This window comes from Streptomyces mabaensis (assembly GCF_053763515.1).
In genome coordinates, this window is sequence record NZ_JBSOPZ010000026.1 from 65,288 (window position 1) to 82,380 (window position 17,093).

Genomic DNA, 17,093 nt, shown 5'->3' on the forward strand with positions numbered 1-17,093 from the left:
AGGGACTCCAGGGGTGTCAGGGTTGAAGAAGTACCAGATCATCGCGGTGCACGACCTCGCGCTCGTACGCAGGACCGAGTTCGCGCGCCAGCTCCCGCGTCGAGCGGCCGATCAGCTGCGGGATCTCCTTGGCGTCGAAGTTGACCAGTCCCCGGGCGACGGCCCGCCCGGCGGTGTCACGCAGTTCGACCGGGTCGCCCGCCACGAACTCGCCCTCCACACCCGCGATCCCGGCGGGCAGCAGCGAGGTCCGCCGCTCCACGACCGCGCGTACCGCCCCGTCGTCCAGCGTGAGATGCCCCTGCGGGGTGGAGGCGTGCGCGAGCCACAGCAGCCGGTCCGCGGAGCGGCGTCCGGTGCTGTGGAAGTACGTGCCGGTGGTGCGGCCCGCGAGTGCGTCCGCGGCCTGGATCGCGGAGGTCAGTACGACCGGGATGCCCGCCGCGGCGGCGATCCGGGCGGCCTCGACCTTGGTGACCATGCCGCCGGTACCGACGCCGGCCTTCCCGGCGCTGCCGATCGTGACGTGCTCGATGTCCTCCGGACCGCGCACCTCCGCGATCCTCGATGTGCCGGGGATGCTGGGGTCGCCGTCGTACAGTCCGTCGACGTCCGAGAGCAGCACCAGCAGGTCGGCCCGGACCAGATGGGCGACGAGGGCCGCGAGACGGTCGTTGTCGCCGAAGCGGATCTCGTCAGTGGCGACGGTGTCGTTCTCGTTGACGACCGGCAGGGCGCCCATGGCCAGCAGCTGGTCGAGGGTGCGGTAGGCGTTGCGGTAGTGGGCGCGGCGGCTGGTGTCGTCGGTGGTCAGCAGCACCTGGCCGACGCGTACGCCGTACCGCGCGAAGGAGGCCGTGTAGCGGGCCACCAGCAGTCCCTGGCCGACGCTGGCCGCGGCCTGCTGGCGGGCCAGATCCTTGGGCCGGCGGCGCAGGCCCAGCGGGGCGAGGCCGGCGGCGATGGCACCGCTGGAGACGAGCACGATCTCCTTCTCGCCGCCGCTGCGCGCCTTGGCCAGTACGTCGACGAGCGCGTCCACCCGGTCGGCGTCGAGTCCGCCGGAGGCCGTGGTGAGGGAGGAGGAACCGACCTTGACCACGATCCTGCGGGCGTTCGTCACGCCCTGCCTTGCCGCTGACACGTACGTCCCCAATTGTTCGCCCGGCTGTCCCGCTGTCCCCGCGGGTGTCCCCCGCTCGCGTGGCGGGGCCTCTTCCGGCAATCTACGCGAGCCGCCGGGCGCGCCGCCTGCGCATTCCGCCCCGTGGACGGCCGCGGGCAGCGGGCGGCCGACCGTGATGCGGAGTCGCCCCGGACCCGGACACCCGCCCCGTACGGAACCCCGTACGGAACTGCGTACGCGGTCCCTTTCGCGTGAATCCCGCGAGGCGGCCATTTCCGGTGCCGGGTACCTCACGTTTACCAGCGAGTCCCCTCCGCGTAACCGGCTGCTTGGAGCCCCGGCCTTGAACCCCGTACAACTCCTTGCCCCTGCCGTCCTTGCGGCATCCTTCGCCCTGCAGGTCGTGGGAGCCCTCACCCCCGACGCTCCCCTGCTGATCGCCTCGACGCTGACCGGCCTGGCCGCCGAACTCGCCCTGCACCGCTGGCAGCGCGAGCTGGTCAACCTGTTCGCCCGGATCCGCGCCGATGTCACGGTCCGTCAGGTGTTGCGGGACTTCCTTCTGGTACTGGGTCTGCTGAGCACCGGGGAGCAGCACCGGGGCGCGGCGTCGCTGCCGCTGGTGTTCGGGCTGCTGGCGTGCTACGTCCTGCACTTCGCCTGCCTGGGGATCGCGGCGCTGGTCCGGCGCAGCCGTACCCTCCCCGTCGTCACCCGCAACATCGACGCCTCCGCGCTGCGGCTGATGCCCGCTCCCCCGGCACTGCTGCTGCGCCGGCCCGGGCCGCGGATGCTGTGGTTCTGCCTGCCGTCCACGGCGGGGCTGCTGCTGGCCGCCACGGCGGGGGTGCCGCAGTTCGGGGCCGCCGGGATCGCCGTCTCGCTCGGGCTGGCGCTGACGGCGCTGGCCGAGCTGCTGGCGCATCTGCTGCCGGGCCGCCGGGCGGCGGGCGAGGCGGAGGTGCTGGCCTGGTTCGACCGGTGGCTGGCGGACTACCGGCCGACGGTCGGCATGTACTTCTCGGGCGGCCCGACGTCCGCGTACCAGGCCAACATGTGGCTCTCTCCGCTGGCCGGGCTGGGCGGCCGCCCGGTCATCGTGCTGCGCGAGCGCTTCATGGTGCAGAAGATCGCCGCGACCGACATCCCGATCGTGTGCATCCCCAGGGTGGCGCATCTGATGCGGCTGGAGCAGTCCACCCTGAAGGTGCTGATCCATCCGGCGAACTCGGGCAAGACCTCACAGGTGCTGCGCATCCCCACGATCAAGCACGCCTTCGTCAACCACGGGGAGAGCGACAAGCTCTCCAGCTGCAACCCGTACGCGAAGGCGTACGACGAGGTGTGGGTGGCCGGACCGGCGGCGCGTGAGCGGTACGCGCAGGCGGACGTCGGCATCGACGACCGGGACGTGGTCGAGATCGGCCGCCCGCAGCTGGCGCCGATCAGCCCGTCCGCCGGTCCGCCCGCCGACGGCCGGATCACCGTGCTGTACGCCCCCACCTGGGAGGGCTGGACGGACGACCCGGGCAACACGTCGGTGATCCTCGCGGGTGAGAACCTGGTCCGCGCGCTGCTCGCGGACCCGGGCGTGCGGCTGCTGTACAAGCCGCACCCGATGACCGGCTCGGTGGACAAGCGCGCGGGCGCCGCCGACGCGCGCATCCGCGAACTCGTCCGCGAGGCCAACGCGCGGCGCCCGGGGCCGCGTACGCCGTCGAAGACGGCCGCCGCCGAACTCGCGCGGCTCGCCTCGGTCCTCGACGCGCTCAGCGACGCCTCGTTCCACGACGACGCGGACGCGGCGGAGCGGATGCGGCTCCAGGGCGTCCCGGTCGCGGACAACGCGCTGGCTGTCGAACGGGCCACCGAGTCCTGGGAGTCCGCCTTCTGGGCCGCCCTGCCGGCCGGGGAGCACCAGGTGGTCGACGGGCCGCGGCCGAGCCTGTACTCCTGTTTCAACGAGGCCGATCTGCTGGTCAGCGATGTGTCGAGCGTCGTCTCCGACTACCTGGCGAGCGAGAAGCCGTACGCCGTGGTCAACACGAGCGGCCTGCCCGAGGAGGAGTTCCGGGCGACGTTCCCGACCGTGCGGGCCGCGAGGATCCTGACGCCCGACGCGGCGGGTACCGGCGCGCTGCTGGCGTCCGTACGCGATCCGGGCCTGGACGGACTGCGGTCCGCCCGCGCCGAGTTGAAGGAGCATCTGCTGGGGCCGGCGCAGCCCTCGTCGGCGGTCCGGTTCCGCCGGGCGGCCCTCGCGCTCAGCGCGAGCGCGGCGACTCACCGCGCCCGGATGGCCCAGCGGGGCGAGGCGGTGGCCGTGATCCCGGCCCAGCAGACGGACCAGCCCGCTCCGGCCCCTGCCCCGGCCGCCACCCCGGCCCCTTCCCCCTCGGTACGGTCCTGAGCCGGCGCCCGGGCCGCTGCCCGTCGGGGTGCCCGGCCGCGTCAGGGCCCCCCGGCCGCGTCAGCCGGCGGCCGGGACGTCGGGAGCGAGCTCCTTCGCCACCGCCGCGTCCGGGTCGGCCTGGCGCAGCTCCAGCCGCCGGTTGCGGGCCTCGGAGCGCTCGGCCAGCTGCCGTACCGCCGCGTTGAACCGCTCGGTGGAGGTCGGCTCGTCCGGCCCGAGCAGGTACTCCTTCAGCTCCCGCCGGGCCTCGGCCGTCGTGTCGGCCCCGGCGTCGAAGACCGCGGCCAGCAGTTCGTCGAGCTCGTCGGCGCCGTTGGACAGGATGACCGCCGCGCGTACCGCCGTGTTCTGCCGCTTGAACTCCTCGGCGCCCAGCCCCGCGGAGTCCGTCACCGCGTACGGCTTGCCGCTCGCTATGAAGTCCGACACCACGCTGGAGATGTCGGAGACCATGCCGTCCGCCTCGTTGAAACAGTCGTACAGACGCGGTTCGTTGCCGGTGATGACCCGGTGCTCCCACCAGCCGAACGTACGCCAGTACGCGGCGTTCCACGCGTCCCGCAGCGCGGCCGCCTCGGCCTCGCGCACCGGGTCCGCCAGGGCGTCGCGGGACACCTCGGCGTCGTCGCTGCCGGGCCTGGCCAGGCTGCCCATGTCGGCCAGTTCCGCCTCGATGCGGGCCAGTTCGGCCCGGGCGGCCGCCTGGTCCGCGCTGAGTTCCGCCGCCTGCGACTGCCAGCGCGGGTCGACGGCACGCTCGAGCGCGGCCTTCTCCACCATGGACTTGATCCGCAGGTGAGCGGCCTTGGCCCGGGCGCTGCGGGTGCCGGTGAACGGGTGCGGCTTGTACAGCACCCGGACCGGCGTCTCGGCGTTCAGCAGCCGCCGCACGATGTTCTCGCCCGCCAGGATCAGGGAGGTGTTGCCCGGATTGTCGTCCCAGCCCTCCCAGGTGGGGGCGTACAACACGGTCGGGACGGGGTTCCGCGGCGTGCCGGTCCACGTCTCGATGGGGGCCAGCTGAGGGCGGCCGACCTCGACGATGTCCTCGTCGCGGACCCCGATGTCGGCGAGCGCGTACCGGTCGCGGCCGGCCCTCCCGGCGGTCCACACCTCGTCGTATGCCTTGCTGAACGGGTTGATGCTCGCGATCTTGTCGCTGTCGCCGTGCCCGATGAAGACGTGCTTCATGGTCGCCATGCGCAGCAGATGTATGTTCTTGCCGACATTCGCCGGGTAGAGCGCCACCCGCACCGACGACAGGTCCATCTGCATCATGTTCACGCCGCCCGGTACACAGACCACCGGGACCGCGGTGGGGTGGAGCTTCGGCATCAGGTTCTGCTCGCGCAGGATGATCAGTGGCCGGCCCTCGACCTGTCCCATGGTGTCGAGCCACATGTTGACCTGGTACGCCGACTCCTTGGAGCCGGAGAAGTAGAGCAGCGTCGTCGGCTGGTACTCGCCCAGCCAGGTGCGCAGGGCCTTGAGGACGACCGGCGCCTTGGGGACGATCCGGCTCCGGCGCAGGTACGGGACGAGCGCGAACGTGTAGAGCACGGCGAGGCTCACGGTGACGGCCATCCCCGCGTACCCGATGGCGTCCTGGCCGGCCACGACGGCGGCCAGGACGCCGGCGATCGCCGGCACGTCGAGGTGCAGCATCTTCTCGGCGGAGCGGTTCAGCAGCGCGCGTGGCGGGGAGTCGGGGATCCGCAGCGGCGTCAGGTCCACATTGCGCGTCGAGATCGGCATGGTGCGGCGCAGCCGGATCAGGGTGGCCAGTGCGCCGTGCGGTGCCTGGATGCCGAAGAGAAGCAGGAAGCAGGCGACCGTGGCGTAGAAGAGCTGGTCCTGCGCCATGTCCATACGGGCCAGCAGAAGGATCAGCAGGAGCTGGCGCACCAGGAAGCGCATCGGCAGACCGGCGCGCACCTTGGCCAGCCGGTTGAGCAGGTAACTGCCGTGGCGGTGCAGGTACTGGTCCGCGACGTACGTCACCACGGCGGCTGCCGCGAAGAACCAGAGGCTGGGAAGCAGCGCGGCAAGCATGAGGCAGGGGAAGCCCAGCCCGAGGAGGGCCGCGGCGACCAGCTCGGAGGCGCTGCCCACGCGGGCCAGACGGATGGCGGTCGAAATCAAGAACCTGCTCCTGAGGGGTGCCGGTTTTGGTGTGCGTGCGGAAATCGTGAAGGCAAGTTCACGCAGTGGGGCCTCCAAGGTTGAATGACAACCCAAGAGGCCCCGTAAATAAGATTATCGAAAGTTATTACACATCTTCTTGCCGGTCAAGAACCGACGCGAGCGCCTGTTCAAAACCGTCGGCCTCGGAAGCGTCCCGGGTCGGGTCCTGCTGCCGTACGTCGACGACATGGCCCGTCAGATCGGAGAGCAGCACGTCGAGCGAGGTCCGCGCCACCGCCTCCGAGGAGAGCAGGGAGCCGGCGGGCTCGGCGCCGAATGCCTTGGTACGCATGGGAGTTGCGGTGCGCTCCGGGTTCACGCAGTTGACCCGGATCCCGTCCGCCGCCCACTCGTCCGACAGCGCCTGGGTGAGATTCACCATGGCTGCCTTGGTCGAGGAGTAGAGGCTGTACTCGGCGCGGCCGCGCGTATAACTGCTGGACGTGTAGAGCAGCAACTGCCCCTTGGTCTCGGCCAGGTATTTGTAGGATGCACGGGCAATCTGGACGGGGGCCAGATAATTGACCCTCAGCGCTTCCTCAATGGTCGCGTTGTCGGTCTCCGCCAGTTTTCCGATGCGTAGCACACCCGCTGTATTGATGACGTAATCGATTCGCCCGGTCTCGGCATAAGCCTTCGACAGCGCCTCGTCCACGTGCTCCGGATTCTCGACGTGGGTGCCGGTGGTGGAGCGGCCCAGGGCGAAGACCGTGGCGCCGTACTGCTCCGCCAGCTCGGCGATGTCCGCGCCTATGCCGTACGAGCCGCCGAACACGACCACCGTGCGGCCCGTCAGCACCTCCCGGTAGGCGGCCTCGTCGGCCTGGCGCGGGGCGGCGCTGGAGGCCAGCTGGAACAGTTTGTCCGCGATGAAGACGTCGACCGGCTGGGTCACCTTCATGTTGTACTCGTCGCCGGCCACGACATGGATCGGCACGTCCGGCAGGTACTTCAGCACCACCGAACAGTCGTCCGTCGCCTGGAAGTTGGGGTCGCCGGCCGCCACTTCGTACGCCCGGCGGATCGTGGACAGCTTGAAGGCCTGCGGGGTCTGGCCGCGGCGCAGCCGGGAGCGGTCCGGGACGTCGGTGATGAACTCGCCGTCCTCGCCATGGGTGCGGGTCACGATGATCGTGTCGGCGGACGGGATGGCGACATCGACGGCCTGGTAGCGCTCAAGGGCGTCGACACAGCCCTGGATCACTCGCTGTGACAGAAGCGGACGCACAGCGTCATGGAAGAGGACATTGCGGTCCTCGCCCTCCGCCAGCCCCTCGCCGAGCGCGGCGATGGCGCGCTCGGTGGTCTCGTTCCGCGTCGAGCCGCCCTCGATGACGCGGGTGACCTTGGTCAGGCCGGCCCGCGCGACGATCCTCTCCACGTCGGGCACAAAACCCGGTGCCATCAGCACGATCACGTCGTCGATCGACTCGGCCTGCTCGAAGCTCGCCAGCGTGTGCTCGATGACGGCCTTCCCGGCGATCTTGAGCAGCTGCTTCGGTATCGACAGACCCACGCGCTGACCGGTACCACCGGCGAGCACGACCGCCGTGGTGCGGGGCTGGGCTTCGTGCGGCACAGACACAGACGACCTCTACGTTGAGTTGACGGGGGGACGAGGGGATCGTCGCACTCTCCGTGAGCGCATCGCAAGGCGGGCGCCAACCGCCCCACACTCCGTCGAAACCCTCAGTTCACCCTTTGGCCAGGGGGATTGGAGAGGTGCGGGGCGGGCTCCACGGTGACCGATCCCACACGCGCCGGGCGGCGGATCTTCACCAGCTCCGCACCCGGCGCGTGCCATGCCCACACCCCCGCCCTCGCCCCCGCTCCCCGGACCTGGTCCGGTCCTGTCCGGGCCTAGAAGGGGTCGAACTCGTCGAACTCGCGCTGCGCGTCGTCGCGCTCCGCCTCCCGGTCCCGGCGGCGCTGCGCCGCGGGCCGCGGGGCCTCCAGGCGGTGGTCCTCGCCACGACGGCCGAGCATCTCCGCGCCCGCCATCATCGTCGGCTCCCAGTCGAAGACGACCGCGTTGTCCTCGGCACCGATGGCCACGCCGTCACCCGCGCGGGCACCGGCCTTCATCAGGGCCTCCTCGACACCGAGCCGGTTGAGACGGTCGGCCAGGTACCCGACGGCCTCGTCGTTGTTGAAGTCGGTCTGGCGGACCCAGCGCTCGGGCTTCTCGCCCCGCACGCGGAAGAGTCCGTCCTCCTCCTGACCAACCGTGAAGCCCGCGTCGTCCACGGCCTTCGGGCGGATGACGATGCGGGTCGCCTCCTCCTTCGGCTTGGCAGCGCGCGCCGCGGCGACGATGCCGGCCAGCGCGAAGGAGAGTTCCTTCAGGCCGGTCCGGGCGACCGCGGACACCTCGAAGACCTGATAGCCCCGTTCCTCCAGATCCGGGCGGATCATGTCGGCGAGGTCCTGGCCGTCCGGGATGTCGATCTTGTTGAGTACAACGATCCGCGGCCGGTCGTCGAGCCCGCCGTACTGCTTCAGCTCGTCCTCGATCACATCGAGGTCGGTCACCGGGTCGCGGTCGGACTCCAGGGTCGCCGTGTCCAGTACGTGCACGAGGACCGAGCAGCGCTCGACATGGCGCAGGAACTCCAGGCCCAGCCCCTTGCCCTGGCTGGCGCCGGGGATCAGACCGGGCACGTCGGCGATCGTGTAGACGGTCGAGCCGGCGGTGACCACGCCCAGGTTCGGCACCAGGGTGGTGAAGGGGTAGTCGGCGATCTTCGGCTTGGCGGCGGACAGCACCGAGATCAGCGAGGACTTGCCCGCGCTCGGGTAGCCGACCAGCGCGACGTCGGCGACGGTCTTGAGTTCCAGTACGACGTCCCGGGCCTCGCCCGGCTCGCCGAGCAGCGCGAAGCCGGGGGCCTTGCGGCGGGCCGAGGCCAGCGCCGCGTTGCCGAGGCCGCCGCGGCCGCCCTGTCCCGCCACGAAGGTGGTGCCCTGACCGACCAGGTCGGCCAGTACGTTGCCCTGCCCGTCCAGGACGACCGTGCCGTCCGGAACCGGCAGGACCAGGTCCTGGCCGTCCTTGCCGGAACGGTTGTCACCGGCACCGGGCTGGCCGTTGGTGGCCTTGCGGTGCGGGCTGTGGTGGTAGTCCAGCAGCGTGGTGACGGACTGGTCGACGACCAGGGTCACGTCACCGCCACGGCCGCCGTTGCCCCCGTCGGGACCCCCGAGCGGCTTGAACTTCTCACGGTGTACGGAGGCGCAGCCGTGGCCTCCGTTACCCGCGGCGACATGCAGTTCGACGCGGTCCACGAAGGTGGTCATGGGTGTGCCTCCAGATACATACAGAAATGTCTGACTCAGTAACAAGCCGAGGGCGGACCCGCTTCCCCGGTCACCGGGAAAGCTGGGATCCGCCCTCGGAAGGTGCTGTGTCGTTCTACGAACGCCGAGTTCAGCCGGCGATCGGAACGATGTTCACGACCTTGCGGCCACGGTGCGTACCGAACTCCACCGCACCGGGCTGCAGCGCGAACAGCGTGTCGTCGCTGCCACGGCCGACGCCCGAGCCCGGGTGGAAGTGGGTGCCGCGCTGGCGGACCAGGATCTCACCGGCGTTGACGGCCTGGCCGCCGAAGCGCTTGACGCCGAGCCGCTGAGCGTTGGAGTCGCGCCCGTTCCGGGTGGACGATGCGCCCTTCTTGTGTGCCATCTCTCCTCAGTCCCTTACTTCGCAGCCGCGGGGATGCCGGTGACCTTGATCGCCGTGTACTGCTGACGGTGACCCTGGCGACGGCGGTAGCCGGTCTTGTTCTTGTAGCGAAGGATGTCGATCTTCGCGCCCTTGTGGTGGTCCACGACCTCGGCCGTGACCTTGATCCCGGCCAGAACCCACGGGTCGCTGGTCACGGACTCGCCGTCGACAACGAGCAGGGTCGAGAGCTCGACCGTGTCGCCAACCTTGGCAGTGGAAATCTTGTCAACCTCAACGATGTCGCCGACAGCAACCTTGTGCTGGCGACCACCGCTGCGCACGATGGCGTACACGCGGAACTCACTCTCGCTCGGAACCGGAACCTCTGATGCCAGCCGCTCGCACAGGACAGAGCCTGCGACGATCCGGAGGGACGAGCGGCCTCTCCCGGCGGGCCGGGAGGGAGTTGCTCAGAGGTATGGCGCATAGGGAAACACGCCGAGGGTCAAGACTACGGGCCGCCATCCAGGGGGTCAAACCGGGGCGGTACACCGTGCGGGCTTGACCGCTGCTCACCGGCCGTCCTTCAGGGCTGCACAGGAGCGGGACGTATGCTCACCCGGCGAAGCCGCACTCCGGAAGGCAGAACAGTGAACTACAGGGTCCAGCCCACCGCCCAGGTCGCCGAGAGCGCCGAGATCGGGGCCGGAAGCAGTGTGTGGGAGCTCGCACAGATCCGTGAGGACGCCCGCCTGGGCGAGGGCTGCGTGGTCGGACGTGGCGCGTACGTCGGTACCGGCGTGCAGATCGGCGACAACGTCAAGCTGCAGAACTACGCCCTCGTCTACGAGCCCGCTGAGCTCGGCGACGGTGTCTTCGTCGGTCCCGCCGTGGTCCTCACCAACGACCACAACCCCCGCTCCGTCGACCCCGAGGGCAAGCAGAAGCGCGGCGGCGACTGGGAGGCCGTCGGTGTGAAGGTCGCCGAGGGTGCCTCGCTGGGTGCCCGCTCGGTCTGCGTGGCCCCGGTCCGTGTCGGCCGCTGGGCCATGGTCGCCGCCGGAGCCGTGGTGACCAAGGACGTGCCGGACTTCGCGCTGGTCGTCGGGGTGCCGGCCCGCCGCATCGGCTGGGTCGGCCGGTCCGGTGTGCGCCTGGCCGAGCGCGAGGGCGAGCCCGGTGTGTGGGAGTGCCCGCAGACCGGCGCCCTCTTCGACGAGCGGGACGAGGTCCTGACGGAGCGGACCGCATAAACGCAGCACGAAACAACGGACTGCGGCCCTGCCTCCGTCGGGGGGCAGGGCCGCAGTCCGTTGCTCCGGCGTCTACGCCGCCTGCTCCCGGCTGCCGAACAGCAGCCGGTCGAACTCCAGGCTCACCACGGGCCAGTCCCAGGTGGCGAGCGCGTGCTTCGCCGCGCCGTCCACCGCCGACTTCCAGCCCTCCTCCGAGCTGTTGGCCTCGATGATCCGCTCGGCGGCCTGCTGCGGTGTGGAGACCACCCACTCCGCGGGGAAGAGCGTGCGGGCACCGTGCGCCTTGTCCGCGAAGAACGGCCAGTCCCGGACCACGGGGAGCGCCCCGCTGACCGCGCCTTCGACCAGCCCGCAGTGGAAGCTCTCGCGCACCGAACTGCTGAGGATCACACCCACTTCGGTGAGCGCGCCGGGTACGTCTTCCGTACGGCCCAACTGCCGTACCGCACCGGCGAGTTCGAGCTCGGCGAGCTCCTTCTGCAGCAGGTCGTCGTAGGCGCGCGCCGCCGCGCTCGCCTTGCGGTCGAGACCGTTGCCGATGATCAGCAGTCGGTACCGCTCGTCCTTGTCGCGCAGGACGCGCAGCGTCTCCAGGGCCCAGCGGGGGTCCTTGGCCACCGCACTGACACCCACCAGACCGAGGGTGAACCGGGCGTCCGCGGCCTTGTCCCGCTGGAAGCGCTCCAGGTCCATGGCATTGGCGATGACGTGCAGCGCGGGTGCGCCCGTCTCGTGCAGCCGCGGAATGGTGTCGGCGACCAGATCGCGCAGGTGGTTCCCGACGAAGACCAGGTCGTCCACGCGGGAGAAGTCGACCAGGTGCGGCCAGAAGGTGAACGCCTCGTAGCTGTGCAGGCGAACGATGATCCGTGCCGTGCCGGGATCGACGAGCGTGAAGAGGGCGGCCGCGTTGGTGCACCAGTCGATGAACACGGTGTCCGCCCACTCCAGATGCGGACGCAGCGCCTCCTCGGCCTTCTTGCTCAGATCGCGCTGACCACCGAGGAGGTGCTCCATCATCCGCTGGCCGCCGCGGGCCAGCGGGCCGAGGACCTGGTCCTCCTTGAGATCGAGGAAGCGGACCTCGACGCCCGGGTGGTTCTCGTAGCGTGCCTGGATGGGCTCCAGGAAGTTGGCGTTCGCGTACGTCGTCACGAGCAGCCGCAGCGGCCGGTCCGCCGGCGGCGTGGCTGCCGGGACCGACCGCCCGCGCGGCGCGGACACGGCCCGGAACGCCGCACTGCTCCGGAGCGTCGCCAGATAGCCGGCGGGGTCGGAGACGAGCGGCGACGAGAGGGCGTCGAAGTGCAGGGCCCGGTGGAAGGTGAGGGTCAGCGCCGAGGACAGGAGGGCCGCCGCGCCCTTGGCGTCGCGGCTCTTGTACCGCTGGTCGGCGAGCGTGAGGGCAGCCGTGACCGCCTGTTCCCTGCCCTTGGGGTCGTCGTGCCCGCGGGCCAGCTCGGCGCGTGCGGCCTCCGCCAGCAGTTCGGCCTGGAGCGCCCGGTTGGTCGTGCGCTGGGCCGCCGAGGCCAGTACCAGGCCCGCGCCGGCCCTGCGGCCGCCCTTGGCCATGCTGGTACTGATCCGACGGGCCATCTTCACTCGGAGCCGGTCGGGCACCCGGGGCGCGCTCACGGCGACCCGCCAGGCCTTCGCACCGACCGCTGTCCTCATGACGGCGGGCGACGAGGCCCGCCGGAGCGCGGTGCCCGCGCCGCGCCTGGCGGCTCGGGCGGTGGAGCGGGCGGCGGCCACGGGCGAGGGCACGGTGCGTGCAGCGCCCTGGAGGGCGTAGTGCAGCGGGCGGTTCCGCCGGTCCGTGACCGCCTTGAGGGCAGGGGCGATACCGAAGCAGGCGTCGGCCCTGCGGTTGCGCTGCGCGAGCCGCCAGGCCGCGTACACGGCAGGAGCGTCGAGGGCGACCAGCACATGGGCCCTGCGGGCGATCCGGCGCGCCACGCGGTCCCGCTCGACGTGCGCCCAGACGCGGCGCGGCGCCGAGAGCGTGGCGACGCGCTTCTCGAACCGCGGGCCGTGCACGGCCGCGCCCTCGGGAAGCGACCGGAAGCCGGCCAGATCGAACCCGGCCGTGTCCAGTTCGTCGGAGCCGAAGAGGCCGACGAGCTGGACGGTGGCTCCCGCGGCCCGGAACTTCTCCAGGGAAGCCTTGAGGACCGCGGGCTGCGGAACCGTGCCCGCGATCAGGAGTACGTGGGTCATGCCGGGAGGTCCTCCAGCTCGTTGGTGCCCGACGAGTAGGACGCCTGTCCGGACTCGACCAGTTCCCGCAGCCTGCGGACCGCCGGGCCCAGCTGCGCCGCCCTGGCGTACTGCTCCGCGTGTGCCTTGGCGGCCGCCCGCTGCTCGGCGGTCGCCTCCATCGCGATCCGGGCGCCGCTGATGTAGGCGTCGGCGAGCTTCTCCTCGTCGAATCCGCAGGCACCGGTCCACAGCGGGTGGCCGGTCATCACGGTCGTGGCGTCGTGCTCGACCTCGTGCGCCGACATCACCGGCAGTCCGGTGGCCATGTACTCGTAGACCTTGCCAGAGGTCATGTACTTGCCGCCCATGATCATCAGTATCAGGACGTCCCAGCTCGCGAAGATGTCGGGCACTTCCGCCTTGGGGGCAGGTCCGCCGAACGACACGCCGTCCCCGGCGCGCTGGCGGAGCAGCTCCATATGGGCGTTGGCCTCACGGGCGGCGCCGGAACCGATCTGGCCGCGGACCTCCAGGCGCGAGCGCGCCACGAGCGGATCCCGTTCACGGGCGATCCGCCAGCCGTCGAGCACGGCCTTGAGGATCCTGGGCGGCGAGGTGACCACGCCCAGGTGGCCGAAGGTCAGCCCCTGCCCGGGATCGGGCCTGCGGGTCTGCGCGGGCACGCTGTCCTCGTCGTAGCCGTTGCGTACGACATGGAAGCGGGAGGCGAGATCGGGGTGCCGCTCCCGGTAGAAGTCGGCGATCGGGTCGTTGACGAGCCACAGGGACAGGGCCTGGCTCAGCACCTTGCGCTCCCACTCGCCCGACACCGAGTCCTTGGTGAAGGCCTCGCCGCCGCCGATGACGTCCACCGACCAGCCGTCACGGAAGTCGATCGCATACGGCACCTGGTGCGTCTCCCAGAGCTTCAGCGCCGCAGCCATGTTCACGTACGGGACGCAGGTGGCGAGCACCAGGTCGGCGGGCTTGCTGCGGTGCAGGCGGATCACGGCCTGCTCCAGGTCGGTGCGCCAGCCGCCGTAGATCGGCTCGGGGAAGGACTTCATCCCCTTCTTGCGGTACTCGGCCGCCCACTGGATCGGACGCAGCGCCCGGTCCTCGGAGAACTTGCGGAGATCCGTCTCGAGGTCCTCGCGCACGAGCGGGAGCTTCTCGATCCGTACCCGAGGGTCGACGCGCTCGGACAGGGTGTGGTCGAGGCCGAAGTCCCGCTCCCAGGACTCGTCCTCGATCGTGACGACCGTGACGTCCCAGCCCTGGGCGACGAACTGGTTCGCGGTCTCGCGCATCCGGTAGGCACAGCTCTTGGCGGCGGGCGGGAAACCGATCGCCAAATAGATCACGTGCTTACGGGCGGTTCCGTCGCCATCACGCGATGCACACGGAGGGGCCTCGGACGATTTCGCAGGAGGGTTTGGAGACACCTCAAAACGCTAGCATGGCAGGATTGCGCGCCAGCCCCGGCCGAGCTCTGGCGCCGCTACCCCGCAGGCCACCTGCGGGAGGCGCACAGTGCGCGTCGGCAGTGCCGCCCATTTGCCCCGCGCCCAGCGGGGCGAAGCAACCCGGGAGATCCGATGCCGCAGTCTGCTACGCGTCCTCGTCTGGCCATCCTGGCGGACCAGGAAGTCACCGCCGCGTCCCGTGCCGGGCGTACGGCGATCGCCGCGGCCAGGGACGGCTGGGACGTGACCGTCCTCTCCCCGGGCTCGGCCGAGGTCCCCAAGGAGGCACGCCAGTCCGCACTCGGCCCGGTCTCCCTGGTCCGCATACCTGTCGGCTCGGCCCTGCGCGAAGACGCGGCCCGGCGCCGGCGCGGCCACCGGATGCGGCGGTTCTTCACCCAGGCCGGGCTGCGGGACGCCACCGCTCAGGCCGGCGCTCTCGCGCTCCACCGGGCATGGGTACGGGAGGCCGGGGCGCGGGCCGGCGATATGGGGCTGCCGGCCCGCTGGACCTTCAAGGTCTGGATCCGGCTCCGCCGGGCGGCACACCGCCTCCGGATGCGGCTCTGCCGCTGGGAAGCCCGGCGCGACCGGTCGCCGGTGATACCCCTGGGCGACTGGCGCGCCGACTTGCCGGAGCTGCTCGACCAGGACCTGGCCGTCGGGCCGGTGCTGGAGGACCTGAAGCCCGACCTGATCCATGTGCTCGACGTGTCGATGCTGGCGACGGCCTCGCGCAGCAGTTCACGGCTGCGGACCCGGGGCCTGAAGGCCCCATGGATCTACGACGCCTCCGTCCGCACGGAGCAGGCGGCCATCCCCGCGCAGCGGCAGGCCGCGGCATACGGCGACCTGGAGCAGCGGTTCGCCCCGGAGGCGGACGCGGTCACCGCGGCCACCTCCCGGATCGCCCGACTGCTGGCCTCGGAGCACCGCCTGCGCCGGGCGCCGCTCGTGGTCCAGGACGCGCCCGCGGGGACGGACGCCCCCATGAGCGGGCATCCGCTTCCCGAGATCCGGAACATCTGCGGCCTGTACGGCGCCGGCCCGCTGTGGGTGTACGCCGGGCCGGCGGACGCCGGCGCACGCCTGAACGCCGCCGTCTCCGCCCTCGCCGAGCTCCCCGGACACCATTTCGCGCTGGCGTGCTCCGCGGACGCGCCCGCACTCGAACCGGTCCTGCAGAAGGCCGAGGAGGCCGGCGTACGCGACCGGGTCCACACCCCGCACGCCGATCCGGCCCGCCGCCCGTCCTATCTGTCCTCGGCGGACGCCGCCGTCGCGGTGTGCACCTGCGGGACGAACGAGGAACCGGCCCTCGTGATGCTGATCGCCGAGTACGTGCAGGCAGGTCTCCCGGTGGTCGTCCTGTGCGGGCGCGAGGCTCCCGACTGCGGAGACCGGCTCGGACCGGCGGTGACCGTGGTCGATGCCGGTTCCCCATCCGCCTTCGCCAAGGCCGTCGTGGACGCCGTGGACCCGGCGAGCAGGCCGACCGCCCCGCTGCGGGACGAACACGCGTGGGAGCACAGGTCCGCCCCCCTGGCCGCGCTCTACCGCGAACTCTCCGGTACCCAGCCCCTCACCCCGCGCACCGATCTCACCTGGACCGGTGAGACGCAGGACGCCCGCAAGCCGTCCCGGCCCGTACCCACCTGGACGCCGTTGGGCGGAACGCCGATCCGACTCGGCCTGGCGCCCGCGAACTACGCGGGGCAGCTGGCCTCGTTCGCGCACGCGGTCTGCCGGTCCAGGCCCGACGTTTCCGCGCAGGTGGTGATGGCGGCTTCAGCGGGGTCCTTCGGCTACCCCGCGGACGTCCAGCTCGACGCGGCCAAGCTGGGCCGGCTCACCATCCAGCTCGCCCAGGTCGAACGGGTCTTCCGCAACTACACGCATCTGATCGCCGACGCGTTCCTGCCGGTTCTGGGCCGTCTCAACGGCAGCCACCTGGAAGGCGATCTGCCCGCCCTGCTGCGTACGAGCATCAAGGTCGCCCTGCTCGGACACGGCAGCGAGGTACGGCATCCCCTGCGTCACATGGAACGCTTCGAGCACTCCCTGTTCCGCGATGCCCCGGAAGGAATGGTGGAGCGGCTCACGGGCGTAACCGAGCGCAACCGGAGGGTGGCGGAGGAGTTCGGTCTGCCGACGTTCGTGACCACTCCCGACCTGCTCGACGATCTTCCGATGGCCACCTGGGCGCCGCTCGTCGTGGATGTGGACGCGTTCGCGTGCGACCGTCCTGTCATGGAACGCCGCCGGCCTGTCGTCCTGCATGCGCCCTCGAAGCGCTGGACGAAGGGCACGGACCGCGTCCTGCCGGTCCTCACCGATCTTCACGACCGGGGCGTCATCGAATTCCGGCTGGCCGAGCAGGTCGACTGGTCGGGGATGCGGGACCTCGTGCAGGACGCCGACATCATCATCGACCAGTTCGCGATCGGCACGTACGGCACCTTCGCCTGCGAGGGCATGGCGGCCGGGAAACCGGTGGTGGCCTGGCTGACGGACACGGCCGCCGACATAGCCGGAGTCCGTCCGCCCATCGTCAACGCCACCCCCGATTCGCTCCGCAGCGCTCTCGAATCACTGCTCGACGACCGCCACGAGGCCGCGCTGATCGGCGAGCGCTCCGCCCGGTTCGCCCGGGAGTGCCACGACGGCACCCGGACGGCGGCCGTGCTCGCCGACTTCCTGTCCTGAGCCGACGCCGTATCCCGGAGGGGAAGGCGGTATCCCGGAGGGGAAGAACGACGCGAGAAGGCGGTGTCCCCTG

11 protein-coding genes are annotated in these 17,093 nt (G+C 71.1%); 3 read left to right on the forward strand and 8 right to left on the reverse strand.

Features of this window, described 5'->3' with window-relative positions; genetic code table 11:
• Positions 1–16: 16 nt before the first annotated feature.
• Positions 17–1,144, reverse strand: a complete 1,128-nt coding sequence (gene proB, locus ACWV17_RS22840; RefSeq protein ID WP_455356425.1) for a glutamate 5-kinase — start codon at positions 1,142–1,144, stop codon at positions 17–19.
• 325 nt (positions 1,145–1,469) lie between these two features.
• Between proB and ACWV17_RS22845 the strand changes: the two genes are divergently transcribed.
• The gene (locus tag ACWV17_RS22845) at positions 1,470–3,536 is read left to right on the forward strand and encodes a hypothetical protein (protein ID WP_455361220.1); all 2,067 of its coding nucleotides are present in this window, start codon (positions 1,470–1,472) and stop codon (positions 3,534–3,536) included.
• A gap of 60 nt (positions 3,537–3,596) precedes the next feature.
• Here the strand turns inward: ACWV17_RS22845 and ACWV17_RS22850 are convergent, their stop codons facing one another.
• The 5 genes from ACWV17_RS22850 to rplU form a co-directional block, all read right to left on the reverse strand.
• Positions 3,597–5,681, reverse strand: coding sequence for a hypothetical protein (locus tag ACWV17_RS22850; protein WP_455361221.1), 2,085 nt, complete (start codon positions 5,679–5,681; stop codon positions 3,597–3,599).
• 127 nt (positions 5,682–5,808) lie between these two features.
• Positions 5,809–7,308 carry an SDR family NAD(P)-dependent oxidoreductase gene (locus tag ACWV17_RS22855; protein WP_455361222.1) on the reverse strand — a complete coding sequence of 500 codons (1,500 nt, stop codon included), beginning with the start codon at positions 7,306–7,308 and terminating at the stop codon, positions 5,809–5,811.
• A 275-nt stretch (positions 7,309–7,583) separates the two neighbouring features.
• Entirely contained in the window at positions 7,584–9,020 is a 1,437-nt protein-coding gene (gene obgE / locus ACWV17_RS22860; RefSeq protein WP_455357031.1) for a GTPase ObgE, read from the reverse strand.
• 130 nt (positions 9,021–9,150) lie between these two features.
• On the reverse strand, positions 9,151–9,408 hold the full coding sequence (gene rpmA, locus ACWV17_RS22865) for a 50S ribosomal protein L27 (RefSeq protein ID WP_455357032.1): 258 nt from the start codon (positions 9,406–9,408) through the stop codon (positions 9,151–9,153).
• 14 nt (positions 9,409–9,422) lie between these two features.
• The gene (rplU, locus tag ACWV17_RS22870; RefSeq protein WP_455357033.1) at positions 9,423–9,743 is read right to left on the reverse strand and encodes a 50S ribosomal protein L21; all 321 of its coding nucleotides are present in this window, start codon (positions 9,741–9,743) and stop codon (positions 9,423–9,425) included.
• Between the two features lie 297 nt (positions 9,744–10,040).
• Here rplU and ACWV17_RS22875 point away from each other — a divergent pair, with 297 nt between their 5' ends.
• Entirely contained in the window at positions 10,041–10,643 is a 603-nt protein-coding gene (locus ACWV17_RS22875; protein ID WP_455357034.1) for an acyltransferase, read from the forward strand.
• Between the two features lie 72 nt (positions 10,644–10,715).
• On the opposite strand, the gene ACWV17_RS22880 is transcribed toward ACWV17_RS22875, so the two are convergent.
• Positions 10,716–12,866, reverse strand: a complete 2,151-nt coding sequence (locus ACWV17_RS22880; RefSeq protein WP_455361223.1) for a glycosyltransferase — start codon at positions 12,864–12,866, stop codon at positions 10,716–10,718.
• On the reverse strand, positions 12,863–14,158 hold the full coding sequence (locus ACWV17_RS22885) for a glycosyltransferase (RefSeq protein ID WP_455361237.1): 1,296 nt from the start codon (positions 14,156–14,158) through the stop codon (positions 12,863–12,865). The genes ACWV17_RS22880 and ACWV17_RS22885 overlap by 4 nt, the downstream gene beginning before the upstream one ends.
• A 288-nt stretch (positions 14,159–14,446) precedes the next feature.
• On the opposite strand from ACWV17_RS22885, the gene ACWV17_RS22890 reads away from it, so the two are divergent.
• Positions 14,447–17,020 carry a glycosyltransferase gene (locus tag ACWV17_RS22890; protein ID WP_455361224.1) on the forward strand — a complete coding sequence of 858 codons (2,574 nt, stop codon included), beginning with the start codon at positions 14,447–14,449 and terminating at the stop codon, positions 17,018–17,020.
• The last annotated feature ends 73 nt before the right edge of the window (positions 17,021–17,093 follow it).